Annotated in this window: 20 protein-coding genes; 15 read left to right on the top strand and 5 right to left on the bottom strand. The window is 60.3% G+C overall.

All coding sequences use genetic code 11. The features are described from left to right. The 13 genes from VMA09_01885 to katG all read left to right on the top strand — a co-directional run. Nucleotides 1-285, top strand: a 285-nt coding sequence (locus VMA09_01885) for a hypothetical protein (GenBank protein ID HUA32328.1), incomplete at its 5' end; no start/stop codon positions are given. Between the two features lie 164 nt (nt 286-449). Further along, on the top strand, nt 450-1,316 hold the full coding sequence (locus VMA09_01880; protein ID HUA32327.1) for a WecB/TagA/CpsF family glycosyltransferase: 867 nt from the start codon (nt 450-452) through the stop codon (nt 1,314-1,316). A 41-nt stretch (nt 1,317-1,357) separates the two neighbouring features. After that, nucleotides 1,358-3,181 (top strand): hypothetical protein, encoded by a 1,824-nt coding sequence (locus tag VMA09_01875; GenBank protein ID HUA32326.1) that lies wholly within the window; start codon nt 1,358-1,360, stop codon nt 3,179-3,181. A 111-nt stretch (nt 3,182-3,292) separates the two neighbouring features. After that, entirely contained in the window at nt 3,293-5,506 is a 2,214-nt protein-coding gene (locus VMA09_01870) for a hypothetical protein (GenBank protein HUA32325.1), read from the top strand. A gap of 16 nt (nt 5,507-5,522) precedes the next feature. Then, the gene (locus tag VMA09_01865; protein HUA32324.1) at nt 5,523-5,690 is read left to right on the top strand and encodes a hypothetical protein; all 168 of its coding nucleotides are present in this window, start codon (nt 5,523-5,525) and stop codon (nt 5,688-5,690) included. Between the two features lie 12 nt (nt 5,691-5,702). Beyond that, complete coding sequence (locus VMA09_01860; protein HUA32323.1) at nt 5,703-6,203, top strand: S24/S26 family peptidase; 501 nt, start codon at nt 5,703-5,705, stop codon at nt 6,201-6,203. Beyond that, entirely contained in the window at nt 6,200-6,994 is a 795-nt protein-coding gene (locus VMA09_01855) for a hypothetical protein (GenBank protein ID HUA32322.1), read from the top strand. The genes VMA09_01860 and VMA09_01855 overlap by 4 nt, the downstream gene beginning before the upstream one ends. Beyond that, nucleotides 6,991-7,290, top strand: a complete 300-nt coding sequence (locus tag VMA09_01850; protein ID HUA32321.1) for a PqqD family protein — start codon at nt 6,991-6,993, stop codon at nt 7,288-7,290. The genes VMA09_01855 and VMA09_01850 overlap by 4 nt, the downstream gene beginning before the upstream one ends. Further along, the gene (locus VMA09_01845) at nt 7,287-8,363 is read left to right on the top strand and encodes a radical SAM protein (GenBank protein ID HUA32320.1); all 1,077 of its coding nucleotides are present in this window, start codon (nt 7,287-7,289) and stop codon (nt 8,361-8,363) included. Before VMA09_01850 ends, VMA09_01845 begins: the two co-directional genes overlap by 4 nt. A gap of 56 nt (nt 8,364-8,419) precedes the next feature. Further along, nucleotides 8,420-9,592, top strand: coding sequence for a nucleotidyltransferase family protein (locus VMA09_01840; protein ID HUA32319.1), 1,173 nt, complete (start codon nt 8,420-8,422; stop codon nt 9,590-9,592). A 477-nt stretch (nt 9,593-10,069) separates the two neighbouring features. After that, nucleotides 10,070-10,747, top strand: coding sequence for a hypothetical protein (locus tag VMA09_01835; GenBank protein HUA32318.1), 678 nt, complete (start codon nt 10,070-10,072; stop codon nt 10,745-10,747). Nucleotides 10,748-11,415: 668 nt separating this feature from the next. Next, nucleotides 11,416-11,952 carry a transcriptional repressor gene (locus VMA09_01830; GenBank protein HUA32317.1) on the top strand — a complete coding sequence of 179 codons (537 nt, stop codon included), beginning with the start codon at nt 11,416-11,418 and terminating at the stop codon, nt 11,950-11,952. Nucleotides 11,953-12,087: 135 nt separating this feature from the next. Further along, nucleotides 12,088-14,262 (top strand): catalase/peroxidase HPI, encoded by a 2,175-nt coding sequence (gene katG, locus VMA09_01825; GenBank protein ID HUA32316.1) that lies wholly within the window; start codon nt 12,088-12,090, stop codon nt 14,260-14,262. 288 nt (nt 14,263-14,550) lie between these two features. On the opposite strand, the gene VMA09_01820 is transcribed toward katG, so the two are convergent. From VMA09_01820 to VMA09_01810, 3 genes are read right to left on the bottom strand one after another with little or no spacing between them, the layout of a single operon-like run. Beyond that, a complete protein-coding gene (locus tag VMA09_01820; GenBank protein HUA32315.1) occupies nt 14,551-16,278 on the bottom strand; it encodes a SulP family inorganic anion transporter in 1,728 nt (575 codons plus the stop codon). A gap of 57 nt (nt 16,279-16,335) precedes the next feature. Continuing rightward, nucleotides 16,336-16,533 carry a hypothetical protein gene (locus tag VMA09_01815; GenBank protein HUA32314.1) on the bottom strand — a complete coding sequence of 66 codons (198 nt, stop codon included), beginning with the start codon at nt 16,531-16,533 and terminating at the stop codon, nt 16,336-16,338. An 11-nt stretch (nt 16,534-16,544) separates the two neighbouring features. Further along, on the bottom strand, nt 16,545-17,195 hold the full coding sequence (locus VMA09_01810) for a hypothetical protein (GenBank protein ID HUA32313.1): 651 nt from the start codon (nt 17,193-17,195) through the stop codon (nt 16,545-16,547). A gap of 242 nt (nt 17,196-17,437) precedes the next feature. Here VMA09_01810 and VMA09_01805 point away from each other — a divergent pair, with 242 nt between their 5' ends. After that, a complete protein-coding gene (locus VMA09_01805; protein HUA32312.1) occupies nt 17,438-17,914 on the top strand; it encodes an Hsp20/alpha crystallin family protein in 477 nt (158 codons plus the stop codon). A 109-nt stretch (nt 17,915-18,023) separates the two neighbouring features. On the opposite strand, the gene VMA09_01800 is transcribed toward VMA09_01805, so the two are convergent. Then, on the bottom strand, nt 18,024-18,851 hold the full coding sequence (locus VMA09_01800) for an alpha/beta fold hydrolase (protein HUA32311.1): 828 nt from the start codon (nt 18,849-18,851) through the stop codon (nt 18,024-18,026). A gap of 29 nt (nt 18,852-18,880) precedes the next feature. After that, nucleotides 18,881-20,791 (bottom strand): SurA N-terminal domain-containing protein, encoded by a 1,911-nt coding sequence (locus VMA09_01795; protein HUA32310.1) that lies wholly within the window; start codon nt 20,789-20,791, stop codon nt 18,881-18,883. 210 nt (nt 20,792-21,001) lie between these two features. On the opposite strand from VMA09_01795, the gene VMA09_01790 reads away from it, so the two are divergent. After that, entirely contained in the window at nt 21,002-22,042 is a 1,041-nt protein-coding gene (locus tag VMA09_01790) for a rod shape-determining protein (GenBank protein HUA32309.1), read from the top strand. Nucleotides 22,043-22,059 lie beyond the last annotated feature (17 nt).

Here is a 22,059-nt window from a genome sequence, read left to right as displayed (position 1 = left end):
TTCGTGTACATGGTGCGCGCAATCATGGAGCCGTATCGGATTCCGGCGCGCGATTCCGCGCTCTTCGTCCAGGTCGCGGGATTGATGGTGTTCTTCGCGCTGCGCACTATCCCGGAGAATACGGCGGCACTATTCAGCGTTGACCTGATGCTCCAGTTGCCGGCGATGGTTTATCTGGGCGAGCTGATGCGCGCGCAGGCGCCCGTCAGCCGCCATACGTACCTGGTCGCGGTGCCGCGCCGCATGCCGAATCTGCGCCGCGCCGGATATTCGCGCGCCTCCTGAGCCTGGTCCGCCCCGGCGCATTACTCCGTCGAATATCGACAAACAGTCACGATCGCATCACCAAGGTTTCAGCCGGCCATTTCCGCCGTCACCTCGGCCCGCCGCTTTATCCGCAGAGCATCCAGGCATTCCTGGCCAATTGATCCAAAAGGGACTTTCCAACAATGGCGACGATGATTAGAGAGGTTTCGTCACTCTACCAACGACGGAAACCCAAGTCGGTCGAGATCCTCGGCTGCGCGGTGTCCAACGTGACTATCGACCAAGCGCTCGGCGATATCGAGAGCTGGATCGCGCATCCCGAAGCGCGCAGCCGCTTCGTGGTAGCGACCGGCTTCCACGGCATCTGGGAAGCCTACAAGAATCCGCAACTGCGCGAGGTCCTCAACTCGGCCGACCTGTTCTGCCCCGATGGCATCGCGCCGGTGTGGATCTCGCGGCTGCGCGGCCAGCCGATCCCGGCCCGCGTGCCGGGGCCGGACTTGCTGGCGCGCTTCGCCGAGCGCGCCAATCAAGTCGGCTACCGCAGCTATTTCTACGGCGATACCGAGGAGACGCTGCGCGCGCTGACCTCGCGCCTGCAGCATCCGTTTACGCGGCATCGCGTCGTCGGCACGATGTCGCCGCCATTCCGGGATCTGCGTCCCGACGAAGAGCTGGAGTGCGTCAACCAAATCAATCGCGCACGGCCCGATGTGCTGTGGGTGGGCCTCGGCCTGCCTAAGCAGGAATGGTGGATCTACCGCAACCTCGGGCGGCTGCGCGTCCCCGTCGTGATCGGCGTCGGCGCCGCCTTCCGTTTCGTAAGTGGAAAAGTGAAACGCGCTCCCCTCTGTCTCCGGAGTGCCGGCCTCGAATGGCTATGGAGACTCGCGATGGAGCCCGCCAAGTTGTGGCGCCGCGATTTCGTTGATGGGCCCAAGTTCATTTATCACGCGCTGGCCGAGACATTGGCCATGCGCCTTCAGGCACGTTACCTCGCTCGGAGCGATGAGCCGCGGCTGATGTCCGACGAGGCGCGCAATAGCTAGTACAGATTCGGTCGCCGTCGCACACTGACCTTCTCCACCCAATGCCGTTCGCTTTAACCAAAGGGCTCGTCGCTGCAGCGATTGCGTTCCTAATTTCGTGTGGATCTATGCCGCTGGCGGCGAAGATCGGCTATTTGCTCGGGATTACGGCATCTCCGGCGATCAAGACAGCGAGAAAGGTTCGGATTCCAGCAACTGGCGGAATATCAATTGTGGTGGGCATCGTTGCGAGCCTTGCCGCAACCGCGAGTCTCTCCTGGTGGTTGTTGCTCGGCGTGCCGGGTCTCTTCGCCGTCGGGCTGATGGACGACGCGCGAGCAATGGCCCCGCGGCAAAAGTTTATCTGGCAGCTCACTATTATAGTTTTCGCGACGATCGTTTTTCTGCCCAGGTACGAGTTTACTCCATCGCCGGCACTGAACCTGGCGATTACTATCTTCTGGCTCGCGGCGACGACGAACGCATTCAATCTTATCGATGGTCTTGACGGGCTCGCCGCGGGTGTCGGAATTGTTTCGGCGGCCGCGATCGCACTTGCGGCGATGGCGCATGGATCGGCCGCGGTGGCAATCTCCGCCCTCGTTGTGTGTGCGTCGCTTGGCGGTTTTCTAGTTCACAACTTCTCACCGGCTTCGATAATCATGGGCGACGCGGGCGCCCTGCCCCTCGGATTCTTACTCGGCGTGCTCGCGCTCGAGGGAGGTCGTCTGGCGACCAACTCTTCACTGACTATTTGGGTGTTCCCTGTTCTGGTGATGCTGGTGCCATTGCTGGATACCGCGGTCGTAATGGTAACCCGAACGACTACCGGCAAGACAATTGCCTGGCGTGGGCTGGACCACGTTCACGATCGTTTGCTGTCGCTCGGGCTCAACGATCGGCAAGTCGCTATCGCGGCATGGCTGAGCGCGATCTTCGCGGCGACTTGTGCGGTTGAAGCGACCCGCTTGCCGCACGCGAACCTGGTTGTTTCGCTTCCGTTCTTCGCGCTGGCCGCGGCCGTAATCGCACTCTTTACCATCGACCTGACCTTCGACACAGCTGCTCCAGTCGAAGCGCACGGCTCGCTGCGGGGTATGGCTCGGCTAATTTTATCGTTGAGCTATAGACGCCGGCTTGCAGAGGGAATTCTCGATCTCCTCGTGATTTCGGCAGCTTATTGCGGAGCAGTCGCGCTGCGACTTGATTTCAACCTGAATGCGCAAGTAATGCATTCAATCGCCGCCGGGATGCCGTGGATCGTCGTACTTACTTATTCCGCTTTCATCGCCACGGGAGTGTATAGAGGTATCTGGCGTCACATCAGTTTGGCAGACCTGGTCAGGCTGATGAGTGGCGGCGCACTTGCCGCCATCCTGATTGCTATAGCATCGAACTTTCTGCCGATCCGTCATTCAGGCTCGATAGCAGTTATATATGCGATTCTGCTGGGCAACCTATTGGTGGCTACGCGATCGTCCTTCGCGCTGCTGCGCAAGTTCATAAATAGTCAGGCAAGCGTCGCGGACAGGGTGCTCGTGGTCGGCGCCGGTGCGGCCGGAGCGATGGCGGCGAATTTCGTGCTTCAAACGCGACCGCGCACGGCGCGGCTGGTGGGTTTTGTCGATGCCGATATATTCAGACTCGGCAAAATGGTTGAGGGGCTGAGGGTTCTCGGTTCACCAGAAAATCTCGGACAGATCTTTGAACGCAAACCGTTCACTGAAATCCTGGTGGCAGATCCCGATTTGTCCGTCGAGCATCTGGAACAGATTTTCAAGTTTGGCAAAGATCGCGATTTACCAGTTCGCTCGATCGCGATGCAGGTGACCGATCTCCTCATGGTGCCGATGCCTGGCCTCGTGAGCGCGAAACGCGCGGCATAAGCAGTCGCGCCAGAAACTCATCTAGTAACGCGGAGGGTCCGGTGGCCTCGGTTATCGGAACCGTTCGCAAGCACACTTACTAACAACCTTAGGGTTCGAAAGGGTTTGAATATGGCTAAGATGACAGGTCTTTCGACGATGCTGATGGGAGTGATCGCGCTCGTGACCATCCCGATCGCCGCATCGGGGCAGGATAACGGCCGAATCACGCTCCAGGACGCAGTCAATGGCTACGAGTCCGTGACGAATGGCTACGCTGGTGTGCCGCACGATTGGAGTCACCGGCATCTGATATTTTCGCCACCCGCACCCAATAGTCTCAACTATAGCAAGATCACCCGTGACCCGCGCTTTTGGCAGCAGCAGCTCTGGCGTCTGCGGCAGCAATCTGAAGATCCGTCCAACTCTCTGATGGCGAACGTTGTGGTGTCCAACAGCAAGAATACCAAGAGCAAAGACAAAGTCTCCAAGGATTGGAGCGTTGGCATGGGCAGTAACGCGAGCGTGGGAATCGTCGCCTTTCCGGCGAAGTACTCAATCACGCCGACGAAAGCAAGCTGCACCGACTACGTGGCTTACAATACCGGTTCAGCAGGCACCCAGGTATCGACCGCGACATTCAGCACGTCGAATAATAATGTTCCCAACTCTGGAGATACGGTCACCGTCGGTTCAACGACCTATACATTTGTGACCACGCCCAGCAGCGCCAATCAGGTTCAGATCGGACCGGACAGTGGCGGCGACTCACCCAAGGAAAGCGCGGCGAACCTTCAGGCGGCAATCAACGCGAACACCGCCCAGTGTATTCTGGGGAACCAATGTTTTGGCACCGGAACCACGGCCAACTCGAGCGCGAGCGCTACGGTTGAACTCAATGTGACGACCATCACCGCTAAGACACGGGGAAGCGGCGGGAATTTTACGTTCTCTGCCAATGCCGGTACAGGTTCCGGCGCAAGAATCACCACCAGTTCCACCAGCGGCGGGACTGCGCCCAGCATTGTCGGTTTCACGAACTTATACTCCGGATGCGGCGGTACGGTGCCCACGACGAATTGGGCCTACAACACCAACGGAAACATCACGACTTCTCCGGTTGTCTCCTCCGACGGCAGTCAGATTGCGTTCGTGCAAAGCGAGGCCGGTGTCGCACATCTGATTCTGCTCAAGTGGAAAGGGGGTGCGGGTCAGGGAAGTATCTCGGTTCCCGTTACTCCGACTTCGGCCACAGCGTCCAATTACCGTAGCCACGCGGCGGCCTGCATGCTCGATCTCACGTTCAGCGGCAGTCCGAATGATAGCCACTCAGATCCTTTCTATAATTACAGCACTGATGCTCTCTATGTGGGTGCAAACGACGGAACGCTTCACAAGTTCACTGGCGTATTCAGTGGTACGCCGGCCGAAGTGACGGCCTCGTGGCCGATAACGGTCCACAGCAACAACGCATTAACCAGTCCGGTTTATGATTCTGTTTCCGGAAACCTGTTCATGTGGGATTCCAGCGCTTTGCTCAGCTATGTCAGAGAAGTGGGCAGCTCAGTTGGGACGTGCAAAAGTGGCACCCTTCCATGTCTCGGAGCCACGACCGTGAATTTGGGAGTTGATGGCGGCAGTGGCACCGGACAAGCCTCGATCGATTCGCCGCTGGTCGATTCCAGTTCGCAGCGAGTATTTGCGTTCGTGCCTTGCGCAAGCACTAACGGTGACAATGGATGCGGCGATCCGGACAATGACAGTCCGGCGGAGGTCGTCCAAACGAGCACCAACCTTCTTACGGTGAACAGGCAGAAAATCGGCGGCAGCTCTATCTTCGACAGGGTCTATGATGGCGACTTCGACGATAACTACTATGCGGGGGAATACTCAACAGGGAATCTGTATGCCTGCGGGAATCCGAGAATTGACGAAGCTCGAACCATCTATCGATTGACATTCAATAGCAGCGGCAATCTGACCGGCGTCAATACCGGCCCTACGATTACGTCGAGCGGATCTTCGTCCTGCTCGCCGATGACGGAGTTCAGCAACAATGGCACTGATCGAATCTTTGTCAGCGTGACCGCTGGCGGCAACGATACTGGCTGCAGCGGTGCCTGTGTCTATTCTTATGATATAAACAGCTCGCTGACTTCTTCATCCAGCGCGGCTGCCGGTCTGGCGGTCACCGGCGGAACGAGTGGAATAGTAATCGACAACAACCAAAGCAGCCCGACCGGCGCATCTCAGATATACTTCTCCAATCTCGGTAACGCGACGAGCTGTGGTACGAGCGGCTCGGGTGGATGTGCGGTGCAGGCATCGCAATCAGGACTGAACTAGAAAGGGAAATATATAAATGACCAACCACGACGAAAAGAAGTCTCACTCCGCTGAGCCTGGGTCGAAGAAACCCTACGTCAAGCCGGGCTATCAGAGCGAGGAAGTCTTCGAGACGATGGCGCTATCATGCGGAAAGGTGGACAGCACGCAGGGCCAGTGCCATCGCAATCAGAAGGCTTCCTGAGCAAGCTTCGCGATGCTCACCGGAACTCATAACAACGCGCCCCGCGAGTTCGATCGCGCCGGATGCGCGCTGGTCGAGGATGTGCTGCGCGGCGCGCGAACGGTGCGCGTCCGAGCGCAAGGGAGCAGCATGATCCCCGCGATATGGCCCGGTGATGTCCTCGAGATCGAGCCCGCCGGCCCTGCTTCTATGACGGAGGGGCAGATCGCGGTATTCATCCGCGACGGTCGCCTCTTTGCCCATCGCATCGTGCAAGTGGGTGCGCGTGAGCTGACGACGCGCGGGGATTCGCTGTTACGATGCGATGCTCCACTCACGAGCGCGGAGTTGCTTGGCCGGGTAACATTCGCGATGCGTGGCGGTCGTCGAATCTTTCTCGAGCGCGCACCCGAAGGGGCGATGAGGTTCATTTCGGCTGCGCTTCGCAGTTCGAACCTGCTGAGGCGCCTCGTGGTTGGTCTGCATGCGAGAATACGGCGCGCACAATTTGCGATGAGGAAAGCACTCGCGTGAACGACGCGCATCACACAACCTCAGTTGCGATCGGTGGCCTGCCGATCGGGATCACTTCGGCTGACGGCGAGTTCATCGCGATGCTCGAGCGGCGGTACGCGGGCTTTCTCGGCGGCGATGCGGCGGTGCAGTTCGAAGTCGATGTCGTGCCGCCGTCACAAATCGGCGACGACGAAGATCTCGCGGTACGGCGCGAGGGTGAGCGCTGGACGATGACACGCGGCGACTTTCGCGCCGATTTCGATCCCGTGTCGCAGCGCGGCAAGGTGCGCCAGGGCGCTTATCCTTACGCGATCGATTCGGTGATGCGGATCGTGCACAGCCTGATGCTGGTCGAGCGCGGCGGTTTCCTGCTCCATGCGGCGAGCGTCGTGCGCAACGGGCGCGCCTTCATTTTCTCGGGCGTGTCGGGTGCGGGTAAGACGACGATCTCCCGTCTTGCGCCGAGCGATGTGACTCTGCTGACCGACGAGATTTCATACATCAAGCCCACTAATGAAGGGTACCGCGCTTTCGGCACGCCCTTCGCCGGCGAGCTGGCAAGGTCCGGCGAGAACATCGCGGCTCCCCTCGGCGCGCTGTATTTTCTAAAACAGGGCGCGAGCAACGACACGCAAGTGATTCGCGGTTCAGACGCCGCGCGCCGGCTCCTGCGCAACATCCTGTTCTTTGCCGACGATCGCGCCTTGGTGCAGAAGCTGTTCGGCATTGCCTGCGACTTCGTGTCGCGCGTGCCGGTTTACGAGTTGACTTTCAAACCCACGGTCGAAGTTTGGGATCTGATCAGATGAACGACACCTACATCAAACGCCACGCCGACACCGCCGCGCGAATGCTCGGCGATGAAATGATCGTCATGTCGGTCAAGGATTCGCGCGTCTTCACGCTGAATCCGACCGCGAGCGTAATCTGGCGCGCCGCCGACGGCGCCACGAGCCTGCGCGAGATCGTCGAGCGCGCGGTCGTGGCGGAATTCGAAATCGACGCCGAGTCGGCCTATCGCGATGCGCTCGAACTGGTCGGCAAGCTGGCCCAGGAAGGAATTCTCGTCGTCGCAGGCGAGCCGGTCGCGGCTGACCAATCATGACGCTGCTTCAGGCCGCCAACGCCAAGGCGATCCAGCTCGGCATCCCGTTGGGCGTCCATCTCGACGTCACCTGGCGATGCAACGAGCGCTGCGTGCATTGCTATCTCGACCACGACGATGCGGGCGAGATGAGCTTCGACGAGATCGCGGGAGTATTGCAGCAGCTCGCGGATGCGGGCGTATTTTTCCTGACGATCAGCGGCGGCGAGCCGCTTTTGCGCAAGGATATCATGGCGATCATCCAGCGCGCCCGCTCCCTCGCGTTTAACGTCAAGCTCAAGACCAACGCGATCCTGGTCGATGCGCCAAAAGCCGCGGCGCTCCGCAAGCTCGGCGTCGAGACGGTTCAGATCAGCATCTATTCGCATCGCGCCGAAGTCCATGACGCGATCACCAAGGTGCCGGGTTCCCTCAATCGCACGCTGGCCGCGATTCGATTCCTGCGCGAACAGGGATTGAAAGTAACGATCGCTCATGTGCTGATGGCGCAGAATCGCGCCGACTATCCGGCGGTGCAGAGACTCGCGGTGGAGCTCGGAACTGGCCTCACGATCGATCCGACGATTACGCCGCATATCAACGGCGATCGCTCGCTGCTCAAGCTCAACATCTCGCGTGCCGACCTGCGCGAAGTGATGCACGACAAATCCATCGGCGGCGACCTGGTGGAATCATCGCTGCCGCGCGGGGAGATTAGCGAGGAGACTCTCGACCAGATTCCGTGCAGTGCGGGTCACAGCTCCTGTTACATCTCGCCATACGGCGACGTTTATCCCTGCGTGCAGTTTCCGTTGCCCAGCGGCAATGTCCGGCAGCAGAAATTCATCGACATCTGGAAGGATTCACCGCAGCTCAAGGAAGTCCGCTCCATTCGGACGCGCGACCTGCCAGTCTGTTCAGGATGCGCGCACGTTTCCGGATGCAGTCGATGCCCGGGGCTCGCCTTCCTGGAAGGCAACATGCGCGGGCCGTCGAGTGCCGACTGCGAGAAGTCGTTCGCGCTCACAGGTGTTCCTTCGGCAAACATGATGCTGAAAGAATGCGCCGCGGCTGCGAGCGCATCCGGCAAATAGCCAGTCCATAATAGTCACCCGATTCGATCTCCCGGCGCGTCCAGCGCGAACTCGTTTTGACCTCCGAAATCAACTTTCTCCTCGCTGCGGTTGCGGCTGCTCGCGATGATTCGCAGGTCGCGCGAGCGCGCGAACTGGCGAGCATCGTCGAATGGAAGCGGGTCTTCGCGTTGGCGAAGATCCACTGCGTCACGCCGATCATTTGCCGATTCATCGCCGAGAATGGCGGCGCGGCAACTCCAGAATCGGTGAAGTCGACGGCGCGAAAGCAGTTCCTGGAATTGTGGCGGCGCAATACGAAGTTCGCGCGAACGCTCGTTGAGATCGCTCGAGTAATCGAAGCAGAAGGCATCCCGGTGATCGCGCTCAAGGGCCCGGCGCTCGCGATCCAGACTTGGGGCGACCCCGTGATGCGCGAGTACAGCGACCTCGATCTGCTCGTGAAGCCGCACGACGTGCCGCGCGTGGCGAAGCTGCTCGCCGATCGCGGTTACCGCGCGCGCCGCTACGTGCCCAATACGGCAGAAGGCGGATCGTTCTTCGATTTCGAAAGTGAATTCACGACGGCCGGCAACGGTGTTGCGATCGATCTCCACGTCAAGCTGGCACCGTCGTATTTCCCAACCGGGATCGATTCCGACCGGCTGTGGCTGAGCAGCGTCCGAGTTGAGATCGAGGGTTCGACTGTCGCGACGCTGAATCCGACCGATTCGGCTCGCTTCGTCGCTGCGCATGCGGCCAAACATGGATGGCGCTCCTTCGGTTTTGTGTCAGACTTCGCCGCTCTCGAATCGTCGCCTGATCTGGATTGGCCAGCGCTATTGGCCGGCGCCACAAATCAGAGCGGCACGATGATCCGGCTCGCGGTGATTCTGGCCGAGGAAATGTGCGGTGCGCGATTTCCTGCAGAGATCGACGCGGCGGCCCGGCGCGATTCAGATGTGACTCGGCTGGCGCGCAAGATCCGGGCACGGATGTTCGATGCAACGGCAGACGGCCTCAGCTTGTTTCACGATTGGGTTGTGCCGCTTCGCTCACTTGAGCGTACGCAGGATCGTTTGCGCTATGCGGCAGGACGAGCGTTTCGTCCGACGGTCGAAGATCGCGAGTTCATCGCGTTGCCGCGAAAGATCTATTGGGCCTATTACCTGACGCGGCCGCTCAGGATGGCTGGGCTTCACGGCCATCGATTGTTTCGCTCCGCCCCCCTCGGAGGTGCAAACCAATGAACGCACAGCGGCGCACTGACAAGGAGAAAGTCATCTAGTATTTTTCTGGTCGAGCCAGATATCCAAAGCAACCTATCAAGGGCGTGACGGCAGGAAGCCGTCACGCCCTTTTTTTTCCGTATTCGACGAGGGCGAAAAAGGGGTCGCGCGGGGTTTGACTGACAGTTAAGTGGCGCGGTGACAACGATTCGCCGCTCGGAGGTAAAAAAATGTTTCGCTCGGTTTTATCTCAAGCTGAGCGTTTGTCATCATTTGTTAGACACGCTCGACATTCGTAGCTAACCGTATCGCGGCATACTTCTTGATCAACTCCTGCGCCTAAGAGTAAGTCGCAGTTAACAGTTTGTCTTGATACGCCGCGGAGGAGTGGCTATGCATTTGTCGAACACGGCAGCTCGCGGTCTAATCTGGGCGGCTTGCTGCTTATTTACCGGCTGCACTTTTATCGGCGTCGATGATCCGGCGACCTTGGAGCGCATGCAAACGGCGCAGAGCTTCGGCCCCCCGATGACGGTGCGGTACGAGGTGCTCCTCGATCGCGGCATCACGCGCGATCGGGCTGACAAGCTGCTTTCGGCCTGGAATAGGCGATACGCCAAGGAGTTCGGGCTCAGGGTCACGCCAGTCGCTTACCAGGAGTTCGACCGCGCGCCGCATGCGTGGAGCTACGCCGATATCGAGGCGCAACTGCTCACGGTGCCACTGCCGCCCGGAGTTGATCGCGTGATGTGGTTCGTCGGGCACACGCCGAGTGAATACGTGGTGGGCACGCTGACCTCGCTGCTCAACGCTCCGCTGCCGCTCGGCGGCGATTCGCTGGTCACGACCTTCGGCTACACCAATGATTCAACGCAGACGCATTCGTTCGTGTTTGCCTATGGCGACGCATCGAGCAGCCTGGTGTTCACGCCGGCGCGCGTCACCGTCCACGAGATGTTCCATCAGATGGGATGCGGTCATTACAGCATGGACGAATGCTACGAGCGGATCGCGCTACTCAAAAGCGCGGCCAATGATCGGCCGGGCGACATGTTCCCGGCGATCTTCTATCCGCAAAAGCATCAGCAAGGCGAACCGTACAAGACGGTCGCATTCCGTGCGCAAGTGAATACATCGCTTCAAGACGAGTACATGGCGATGACGGAAAAGCACTGACGCTCGGCCTGGCGCTTTGGTTTGTCGTTGCGGAATTATCTGAGAGTCACGTAAGTTTTTTACGCAGCGATCTCTTATCGGCGTGGTTTTGATTCGCTTGCAATGTGACCGAGTTAATCAGCGCAGCCATCCTTGCGGCTCATCTCGAACATGATTCGCGATCGCGTCGAATCATCAGGAGCCGCTGGATGCTGGATCGGATCGCGAGGACAACCTTCGCCTGCCTTTGCGCACTTTCACTCGTAGTCATTGCGCCCGCCCGCGGATGGGCGAGCTGGCCGCTGGTAGCACTCTAAGCGGCGTCGGCTTCCTCACGAACTACAGTGGCGCGAACGTCGCGCCGACGGCGTTCACGATCAATGGCACGCGGTGCCAATAGCGGGAGGATTTGTGCCGCCGTGGAGGCGGCTCTCGCGTCGTGGGAAACACTCGAAAGTCTGGCCTTGAACCGATCGCTGACGAGCGAAACTCTAGCAAAATCGCGTTTTTATGTTCAGCGACCGTGAGTTGCTGGCTGACCTCAAAGATTGACAATCTTATGCGATATGATAGACCGCCTAATGATTAGTTGCAGGTAGGGATGCCTATCGACTGGGGCCTGCAAGTTTCCTGAATCAGCCGATATTTTCCTCTCATGCCTGCGGACTGCGGTCTCGTTCGCGTTGATCGTGGGCCAGGAGTGGTTGATGCAGGAACCTCGGCTTTTGGATCGACAGTGGCGTGAGAAGTACTCCATCGAGCGGCTCGGCGAGTTCGTCGCGCGCTGTCGTAAGCGGCGGATCGCCGTGACACCCCAGCGCCTGGCGGTCATCCAGGCGTTGCTCGCTTCCGAGAATCATCCGAGCACCGACGAAATATTCGCCGCCGTACGCCGCCAGCATCCGCACGTGTCGTTAGCCACGGTCCATCGGATTCTGAACGAATTTTGCGAAACAGGAGAGGCGCGCAAGGTAACGCTGCTGCACGATGCCGCGCGCTATGACGGCAACGTCGAGCCTCATCACCACGTCATTTGCGTGCGATGCAAACGGGTCAGCGACATCGAGATACTCGATGTAGACAAGCTTCTCGAAGGCACACCGAGCCTTGGACAGTTCGCATTGCTGCGCTGTTCACTCGAAATCGAGGCGCTGTGCAAGCGCTGCCAGCTTGTCGAGAAGCGAGCCGCGCGCGACGGGCTACAGAAACAGGAAACTAAACTTTAGTTAAGCATAGTTGACAACTGGGTAATGGATGAACGACGCGCGTCAACCAGCGCGGCCGGCGGCGATCATGCGAACGGAAACTGGATGGGTTTGTAGTTCGTCGCGGGTTTGAGCAACTCGAAGGAAGGTGAAGACATGGCAGAGGAAGCGAAGTGCCCGTTTACGGGCGCGACCCACGAACAAACAAACCATGATTGGTGGCCGAACCAGGTAAGCATTCAGATTCTTCGCCGGAACTCGTCCGAGTCCGATCCGATGGGCGAGGAGTTCGACTACGCCAAGGAATTCAAGAGCCTCGACCTCAATGCCGTGGTCAAAGATCTGCACGCATTGATGACAGACTCGCAGGATTGGTGGCCTGCGGATTTTGGCCATTACGGGCCGCTCTTCATTCGCATGGCGTGGCACGCCGCGGGCACCTACCGCATCGGCGACGGTCGCGGCGGCGCCGGAACTGGCCAGCAGCGCTTTGCGCCGCTCAATAGCTGGCCCGATAACGCCAACCTCGACAAAGCGCGCCGGCTGCTGTGGCCGATCAAGCAGAAATACGGGCGCAAGCTCTCCTGGGCCGACTTGCTGATTCTGACCGGGAACGTCGCGCTCGAATCGATGGGCTTCAAGACGTTTGGTTTCGGTGGCGGGCGCGAGGATGTCTGGGAACCCGAAGAGCTCTACTGGGGTCCCGAATCGGTTTGGCTGGATGACAAGCGCTACACCGGCGACCGCGATCTGCAGAATCCTCTCGGCGCCGTGCAGATGGGTCTGATCTACGTCAATCCGGAAGGGCCGAACGGCAAGCCTGATCCGGTCGCGGCCGCGCGGGACATTCGCGAGACGTTCCGCCGCATGGCGATGAACGACGAAGAGACGGTTGCGTTGATTGCCGGCGGTCACACCTTCGGCAAAACCCACGGCGCCGGCGATGCGGCGCTGGTGGGACCCGATCCGGAAGCCGCCGCTGTCGAACAACAGGGTATCGGTTGGAAGAGTAAATACGCGTCCGGCATCGGCGGCGACGCGATCACCAGCGGCATCGAAGTCACCTGGAGTGCGACGCCAACCAAGTGGAGCAACGAGTACTTCAAGAACCTGTTCAGCTACGAATGGGAACTGACCAAGAGTCCGGCAGGCGCGAATCAATGGAAACCGAAGAACGGGGCGGGTAACGGCACCGTGCCCGACGCGCACGACAAGACCAAGCGTCACGCGCCTGCGATGCTCACGACCGACCTCTCGATGCGGATGGACCCGGCGTACGAAAAGATTTCGAAGCGCTTCTACGAGCATCCGGATCAGTTCGCCGACGCCTTTGCGCGCGCATGGTTCAAGCTGACGCATCGCGACATGGGGCCGATCGCGCGTTATCTCGGGCCACTCGTTCCGAAGGAGCATTTGAGTTGGCAGGATCCCATCCCGGCCGTGAATCATCCGCTGATTGGCGACCAGGACATCGCTGCGCTGAAGCAGAAAATCCTGGCGTCGGGCCTGTCGGTTTCGCAGCTCGTCTCGACGGCATGGGCATCGGCGTCGACGTTCCGCGGAAGCGACAAGCGCGGCGGAGCGAACGGCGCGCGTATCCGCCTCGCGCCGCAAAAGGACTGGGAGGTCAATCAGCCGGCGCAGCTCAAGAAGGTGCTGGCTACGCTCGAAGAGATTCAGAAGGGCTTCAATGGATCTGCGTCGGGCGGGAAGAAGGTCTCGCTCGCCGATCTTATCGTTCTCGGCGGATGCGCGGCGATCGAGAAGGCCGCGAAAGATGCAGGGATCGAACTGAAGGTTCCGTTCAGGCCGGGGCGCATGGACGCGTCGCAGGAGCAGACCGACGTCGAATCATTCGAACCGCTCGAACCGCGGGCAGATGGCTTCCGCAACTATCTGAGCGGCAAGCAGCGCTGGTCGTCTGAGGAGCTATTTATCGATCGCGCGCAATTGCTGAAGCTGACACCGCCTGAAGTGACGGTCCTTGTCGGCGGCCTGCGAGTGCTTGGGGCAAATGCCGGGCAGTCAAAGCATGGCGTCTTCACCAAGAAGCCAGAAACCTTGACGAATGACTTCTTCGTCAACCTGCTCGACATGCGCACGCAATGGCAGCCGGCGGCCGGCGCCGAAGGTGCGTACGAAGGACGCGATCGCAAGACCAACGAGCTGAAGTGGACTGGCACCCGAGTCGACCTGCTCTTCGGTTCGAACTCGCAACTGCGGGCGCTGGCGGAAGTCTACGCGTGCGCGGATGCGAAGGAGAAGTTCGCCAAAGACTTCGCGGCGGCCTGGTCCAAGGTGATGGATTCCGATCGCTTCGACCTGCGCTAATCTAGGTTTCGCGGGCCTCGAGAAGAAGCCGTCGAAAATAAACAGGGCGGCGTTTCAAGACGACTTGAAACGCCGCCTCTGCGTTCTATGTCGCCTTGCTCGCAAACTACAGCGCCACCAGCATATGGCGCGCGCGTCGTTGCGGCGAACCAGACCGTAGAGCGCATCGATATAAAGCCCCGTCAGCCCCTCCGAATCTCCGCAAATCCGATCAAGTTCAGCCGTATCAGGATTTTTGTCGAAGCGATCTAAATCAAAGACAATCAATCGAAAGCTGCGCCGAGGCGTTCAATGGGACGCGGTGCCAGTGGCGGGAGGATTGACTTTTTGTGATGCGGCGAAGGCCGCGCGGGCGTCGTGGAGACGCGGATAAGTGTGGCCGGGGCCGATCGCTGCGATGATGCGGTGGCGGATTAGATCCGCTTTGAGCGATTGAGCGACGCGTGCGAAGGCGAGCTCAACGCCGATTTGCTTCAGATGCTCGTGCAAGTCGCGCATGGTACGCGCGGCGGTGTAGTCGAGATTCGCCATCGCTTCCGCGTCGACTATGAGCCAGCGAATCGCGGATGGGCCGTCGCCGACTAGAGTCCGCACCTCGTCGGAGAACTGGCCTGCATTCGCGTAAAAGAGCGAGGCCCCGAAATGATAGATCGCAAGCCCCGGCTCGGTCACCGTGCCCGGCTTCGGGGGCCTAAGTTCCCAGACATCCTGATCACCTTTGACCAGTACGCCGGTCTGCGGATGATAACTGTGTGACAACACGCGCACCAACGACAACACCATCGCGACCAGGATCGCCTGCTCGACACCAACAACCACCACGACCGCCGCGGTGAGCAGGGCCAGCAGATGTTCGCCCGGGCTTTCGCGCAGGATATCGCGCAAGCCCTTCACATCGACGAGGCCGATCGCGATGCAAAACACGATCGCGCCGAGCACGCATCGCGGGAGGTACTGCAGCGGACGGGTCAGGAAGAGGAGCACGATCGCAACCACGGCCGCGGTCGATATCTGCGCGAGCTGACTGCGGCCGCCGGAGCTCTCGACCATCGCGGTCTGCGTCGGGCTGCCATCGACGACAAAGGTTGCGCTGAGCGACGCGACGGCGTTCGCGGCCGCGAGGCCGATCAGGTCGGCGGCTTCATCGATGCGCTGATGATGCCGCGCGGCGTAGAACCGCGCGGTCGCCGCGCTCTGCGCGACGATAACGATGAAGCACGATGCCGCAATCGGAATTAGCGGCTGAAGATTATCAATCTGCTGCCAGTGAAGCGGTGGCAAAGCGAGATGAGGCAGACCGCCGGTCAGCGGACCGACGACTCCGACGCCTCGCGCGGCGAAGTTCCAGAATGCGCTGGCTGCCGTCGCGCCGACCGCGGCGATCATTGCCGCCGGTATCTTCGGCGCCAGATGCCGCAGGCTCAGAACCAGGATAACAACAGCGATCGAGAGTTCAGCGGTCAGGACGTTGACCTGGTGCAAATGAGGAATGAGCTCGTAGAGTTGAACGATCGCGCGCCGCGACTCGACCTGGACATCGACCATCTGCGGCAGCGAGGCGATACCGACCTGGAGTCCGACTCCGGTGAGAAAGCCGACCAGGACGGTTTGTGACAGGAAGTCAGCCAAGAACCCGAGGCCGAGGATGCGCGCGATGAGGAGCATCGCCGCCGTCAGCATCGCTACCTCGGCCGCGAGCACGACATATTGCGCGCTCGCCTCGGGCGCCATCGTGGTGAGCCCGCTCGCCAGGATTGCAGCCGTCGCTGAATCCGCGCCGACCACCAGGTAGCGCGACGAACCGAAGGTTGCAAACGCCAGCAGCGGCAGGAGCAGGGTGTAGAACCCCGTGACCACCGGCATCCCGGCGATTTTCGTGTAGCCCAGCGCCTGCGGGATGTTCATGGCCGCGAGCTGAAAGCCCGCGAGCCCATCGCGCAGCGCCTGCGCGGCGCCCTGTGGCCGCGCCGCGCTGAACAGATTGAATCTGGAAGTCCCCGAATCCGCCTCGTTCATCGCCGCTGCTGAAGAATATGTTCTACAGCGGCGGTGTCCGCAACTTGGCCAGGCGCATCAGTCATCGAAACGAGGCCATCTCATAGTATGGTGCTGTTCTGCGTGGGGCTCGTAGTGAGCCATCTTTTTGTAGATAGCCATGACGATCCGGTAGTAGTGCGAGCCGATCGCGCCGGGGTAGCGCTCGCGCGCGATCTCCTTGGCGCGCTCCCACAGTTCCTCATCATGCTGAGTTCTGACGACACCGACCGGCATGGTCCACCTCCTTATTGATGTGCCGGAGGCCGCAGCCCGCCGGCGTCCCGGTTCTGCGAAAGCGCGACGCAGGTTTCGCGCAGCCAGACGGTCGTGGAGAGTTCGTCCTCGGCGAGCAGGCGCAGGACCTGGCGCGTCTCGAGGTCTTCGGTGAGCAGGCCGGCGAAATCGACGATCGGTCCAATCGCTTCCTTGGGATCGGGAACCTCGGAAACGAACCAGAGCAGTTTGTCGGAATCTGAAACTTCTGGATTCGCCAGCAATTCGACGAGCTGGCGCTCGTGCTCCGTAGGCAGGGCCCGCAGCTCGGCGCCGATCTCGTGGAGGCGACGCTCGAAGATACGCGCGTGATAGGCCTCGCGCTCGGCGATCATCCAGAGCGGAGTGCGAAGGCCTGGCGTGCGGCAAACCTCGGCCCATCTTGCAAATCCGACAGCGGATTCAGCCTGCGCCGCACGGATTCGATCGAGGAAAATCGCCACCGCTTCGCGCTCCGAGCGAAAGACCCGGCCGAAGGCGCGAAATCCTGCGGGAGTGTCATGGTCGGCGGCAGGTGGCGCCTCGCGCTCGAGGCGAGTGATTTCCTCTTCAAACGCGGCCTCGCTAAGCATCCCTTTTCGGTAGGCGCACAGCAGTTGTTTGATTTCAAAATCGCGGTTCATACGAAATCCACTCCCGGCATTTTTTACGAGGTCTGTGCATTTGAGATGCCATCGGATTCCGCCGAATACTCAGGATGTGGCGGTGGTGTGGTGCGTTTGGCGTCAAAGTTGGCCCGCTCGTCATGTCTCCGTCGGATACAGATTTCAACGGCGCACAGTCAGCTCGGGCGAAATAATCTGGCAGGCCCTTTGCACATGGCCGAGCAATGAAATCGTAAACCCGCTCATCAGGAGGCATTCTCATGGGAGCGATTGGGCCGTGGAGATCGTTTCGCGATCTCGAACGCTGGGTCAGAAACCTTGAGTCCAGTTTTCCGCGTGCCTACGAGGGGCATGCGTTTGATGACGAGCAGTTCGCCTCGCCGGCGATCGAAAGCTTCGTAAAGGACGGCAATCTCGTCATCCGCGCTGACGTGCCGGGAATCAGTCCGAAGGATATCGAGGTAAGCTTGCTCGGTGACGTTCTGACGATTCGCGGCGAGCGCCGGGAAGAAAGTGAGATCAAAAAGGAAAACTACCTCCGCCGCGAGATTTCTTACGGCTCGCTCGAACGGCGGCTCAATGTGCCGCACGGCATCGATTCGGCGCAGATAAAAGCGACGACCCGCGACGGCGTGATCGAGATAACGATCCCTCTGCAGTCCGACGCCGAGCCCAAAAAAATCAACGTCGTGGTTACGCCCGCCAAAGAGGAAGAAGAGCCTACCGAAAAATCGTAGCCAAGGTCGCTCCTGCCTTCAGCCTGCCACTCGTCGAATGCCGCCAGGGTATCGATCAGCGCGAGGTTGTCGGCCAGATGGCCGACTTCCATCTCACTGCCAAGCGCGATTACACGGCGGCGCGATGAGGTTGGGCGCGGAGCTGATCGACGAAGCCCAGGATTTCGGCCACCACCCGATCGCGTTCGCTGTCCACGCTCACCACGTGATAGCTTTCCTCGAGATGCACTGCGCGCTTGGCAGTGCTGCCGAGGTTTTTCATCACGTAGTTTACGTTCCTCGCAACCGGACAGGTGTGATCGTTCTTCGCATGAATGACGAGCGCGGGCTGCGTCACGCGCGGCAGCATCGGCCGCACCTGGGCGGATAACGCCATCAGGCGAATCGGCGCCGAGAGCGGAGTCAGATGCATCGTCGGATGGATCTGGCGCGCGGCGGCATCGTGGATATCCGACGAGTCCGCGACGTGCACGTACAGTTTGTCGACGACCGGACCAAGCAGCGACGCCGCTTTGAGAGCGGCTGACACCGCCGGGGGAAGGAAGAACGCGGCGGAGAGCATCACGAGGCCCGCGACCGATTCGCGCTGGTCGACCGCGAGCCGCGCGCCAAGCACGGCGCCCAGCGACTGCCCGATTACAACGTTCGGGTCGCCGTACTGCCGCAACTCCTCGAAGCCGTGGACGACGCTCTCGTACCAGTTATCGGGACCGGTCGCGCCGAGTTCGTAAGGCGCGCCCGCATGTCCCGCCAGGCGCACACCGCGCACGCGGATACCCGCCGCGGCGAGCTGCTCTCCGAGATAGCGCATCTCAAAGGGGGTCCCGCCGAGGCCATGGACGAGCAGCGCGCTCAGTCCCTCGCCGGGGAAGAAAAACTCACTGGTATCGACGGCAATTTTGAACGATTGCGGAGGTTCGTCGTCCGATTCACTCATAATGAAATCCTTATATAGCCGGGCGCGTCCTACATCGAGGCCTGTGACGAAGCCAGTTGCTCCGTGTCAATCGTGATCTTGGCCTGCGCGCGTAACTGATCGAGGAAGTTCTGCCAGGCAAGGGCGCGGCGCCGCTGTTGATACTCCTCGACGAATGACTTCTGGTCGCTCTTCCATTCGTCGTCGGTCGGATTCGTGCGAGACGTTACTTCGAAGATGTACGAGTCGCCGCCGTGTTCCATCACCGAGTCGATCACGCCGGGCACCGCCGGTTGCAGACTCGCGGCGTCGGCAACTTCGGGGAACTGGCCAATGCCGGGGACATCGTTGGTCACGCGCGTGAACGGCTCGGCGCTTTTGACCTGGAGCTTGTTGGCCGCGGCCACGCTGGCAAAATCCTGCGGACCCTTGATTAACTTGGCGAGCCGCGCCGCTTCGGCATGGGCCTTTTCCTGCGCCATGTTCCTGACGTAAGCGTCGCGGACCTTGGCCTCGATATCCTTGAGCGGCGGGATATGCGACGGATCGCGCATCACGAGCTTGATCAGGTAGGGCGCGTTGCCGACCGGCACCCCGCGCGCCTGCCCGACCTCGAGCCGGAAGCCAGCGTCAAGCAGCTCTTTCGAGTCCGCCGTCCCCGGGATCAACTCGTCACGTCCGACCAGCGGCGTCGTTACAACGTCGATGCCGCGCTTTTGCGCGATGACCTCGAGGCTCGCGCCCGAGAGCGCGTCGCTGAGGTCCTGGTTTAGCGCCTCGCGCGAGATCCTCGTGCCTTGGCCTTCGCGAATCGCTTCGATGATCTGCGGCTTGGCCTGTTCGAGCGTATCGACGTGCGGGGCCTTATGCTCGTCGAGTTTGACGATGTGATAGCCGAACTGCGTCTCGACCATTGCGATATCGCCGGGCTTCATTTGGAAGACGGCATCTTCGAATGGCTTGACCATTTCACCGCGGCTGAAGGTTCCGAGATCGCCGCCGGAGTTCTTGTTCGATGGATCGTCGGAGTACTTCGCCGCGAGCTTGGCGAAGTCCTGCTTGTGCGCCATGGTGAGAATCGTCAGCGCCTTCTGCTTGGCCTTGTCTTTCTCGGCCTTGGTGGCGCCCGCCGGCACAGCGACGAGGATGTGCTGCGCGTGAACCTGCTCAGGATGGGTGAACTGAGTTTTCAGGTTGCGCTCGTAATAATCCTTGATCTCCTGATCGGTCGGCGTAATCTTCGCGGCGAGAACGCGAGGCTCATAGTGGATGAACTCGATCTTGATTCGATCCGGCTCGCGAAACTGCTCTTTGAACTGGGAGTAGAAGTCGGCGAGATCCTTGGGCGACGGATTGATAGCCGCGCTGAAGCTTTGGTACGGCACCACGAGGTAGCTAAGGCCGATCTTCTCGTTGCGCAGGTTGTAGGCCTGGCGAACCTCGTCGTCGCTGACCTGCACGCCGGAGTCGATCATCGAGCGCAGCGTGTCCTGCAACATATCGCTGCGGACTGAATCTTCGAACTCGTGCGGCAGCATCCCCTGCTCGCGCAGTAACTCCTGGTAGCGATCGAAGTCGAACTGGCCGTCCTGCTGGAAGGCTGGCTGCGAGGCGATCTTCTGCTGCAGGGCATTGGTCGAGATAACGATACCGAGGCGATGGGCCTCGTTGGCGACGAGTTGGGATTCGATAAGGGTTTCGAGCGCCTGCTGCCGCACATTAACCGACTTCAGAATCTGCGCCGCGTTGGCGCCATACATCTGTTGGATCGTGTTGCGGAACTCGATCGCCTGGCGATCGAGCTGGTCGGCGAGGATTCGCTTGCCGTCCACCGTCGCGACCGGATGAACGCGGCCAATCATACCGGAGCCGAGCCCCCAGAAAATCATCGTGAGGGCAATGAAGCCGCCTACTCCCCAGGTGATCCAGGAGTTCTGATGTCCGCGCAACTTATCGAGCATGGTCGGGTAATCATATCAGCCCTGTTTTAGCGCGCAATTCGGGCGATTATCTTGCCAGCAACTCCGGCGGCTGTTAGTTTAACGACGGCGATGGGAGTCGGGCTCGCTCGCGGGGATTTTTGACTTCAGCAAATCGAGCGTGCTCGGGATTGGCTTTCGGGCTGGTAAGACTTTAGACCAGGCCAGAGCCTGGTGGAGGGGACGAATTCAGTGGTCCTCAATTCCGTTTTTGGTTGGTTCTCCAACGATCTGGCGATCGATCTCGGCACCGCCAACACCCTGATCTACGTCAAGGGCGAGGGCATCGTTTGTAATGAGCCTTCGGTCGTCGCGGTGCAGAAGGATTCGCGCGGCTCGCGCCGCGTGCTCGCGATCGGCGCTGAAGCGAAGAAGATGCTCGGCCGCACTCCGGGCTCGATCGTCGCCATCCGTCCGCTCAAGGACGGCGTGATCGCCGATTTCGAGATCACCGAGAACATGCTTCGCTACTTCATTCAGAAGATCCACTCGGGCAAGACGCTTGTGCGTCCCCGCCCGCGTATCGTCATCTGCGTGCCATTTGGAATCACCGCGGTTGAGAAGCGCGCGGTGCGCGAGTCGGCTGAATCGGCAGGCGCGCGCGAAGTTTATCTAATCGAAGAGCCGATGGCCGCGGCGATCGGCGCCGGGCTGCCGATCACGGAGCCTGCCGGCAACATGATCGTCGATATCGGCGGCGGCACAACTGAAGTCGCGGTGATCTCGCTGGCGGGCGTGGTGTTTTCGCGCTCGGTGCGTGTCGCAGGCGACAAGATGGATGAAGCGATCATCCAGCACATCAAGCGCAAGTATAATCTCCTCATCGGCGAGCGTACCGCCGAGCTCATTAAGATAACGATCGGCTCCGCGTATCCCGGCAATGAAATCCAGACGATGGAGATCAAGGGCCGCGATCTGGTGGCCGGCGTGCCCAAGATTATCGAAATCACCGACGAAGAAATCCGCGAGGCTCTGATGGAGCCGGTACGGCAGGTGGTCGAGTCGGTGCGAATCGCACTCGAGCGCACGCCACCGGAGCTCGCGTCGGACATCGTCGATAAGGGAATCGTGTTGGCCGGTGGCGGCGCGCTTTTACGCAACCTGGATGTGCTACTGCGCGAGGAGACAGGATTGCCGGTGACGTTGGCGGACGATCCGCTGACTGCGGTCGTGATGGGTGCGGGCAAGGTGCTTGACGAGTTGTCGCTCTTGCGCGACGTGACGGTGGATTGACCGTAATTTCGATTTCG

It is taken from the genome of Candidatus Binataceae bacterium (assembly GCA_035508495.1).
In the GTDB taxonomy this organism is placed as follows: Bacteria; Desulfobacterota; Binatia; order Binatales; family Binataceae; genus JASHPB01.
This window is presented reverse-complemented; position numbering and strand designations above follow the sequence as displayed.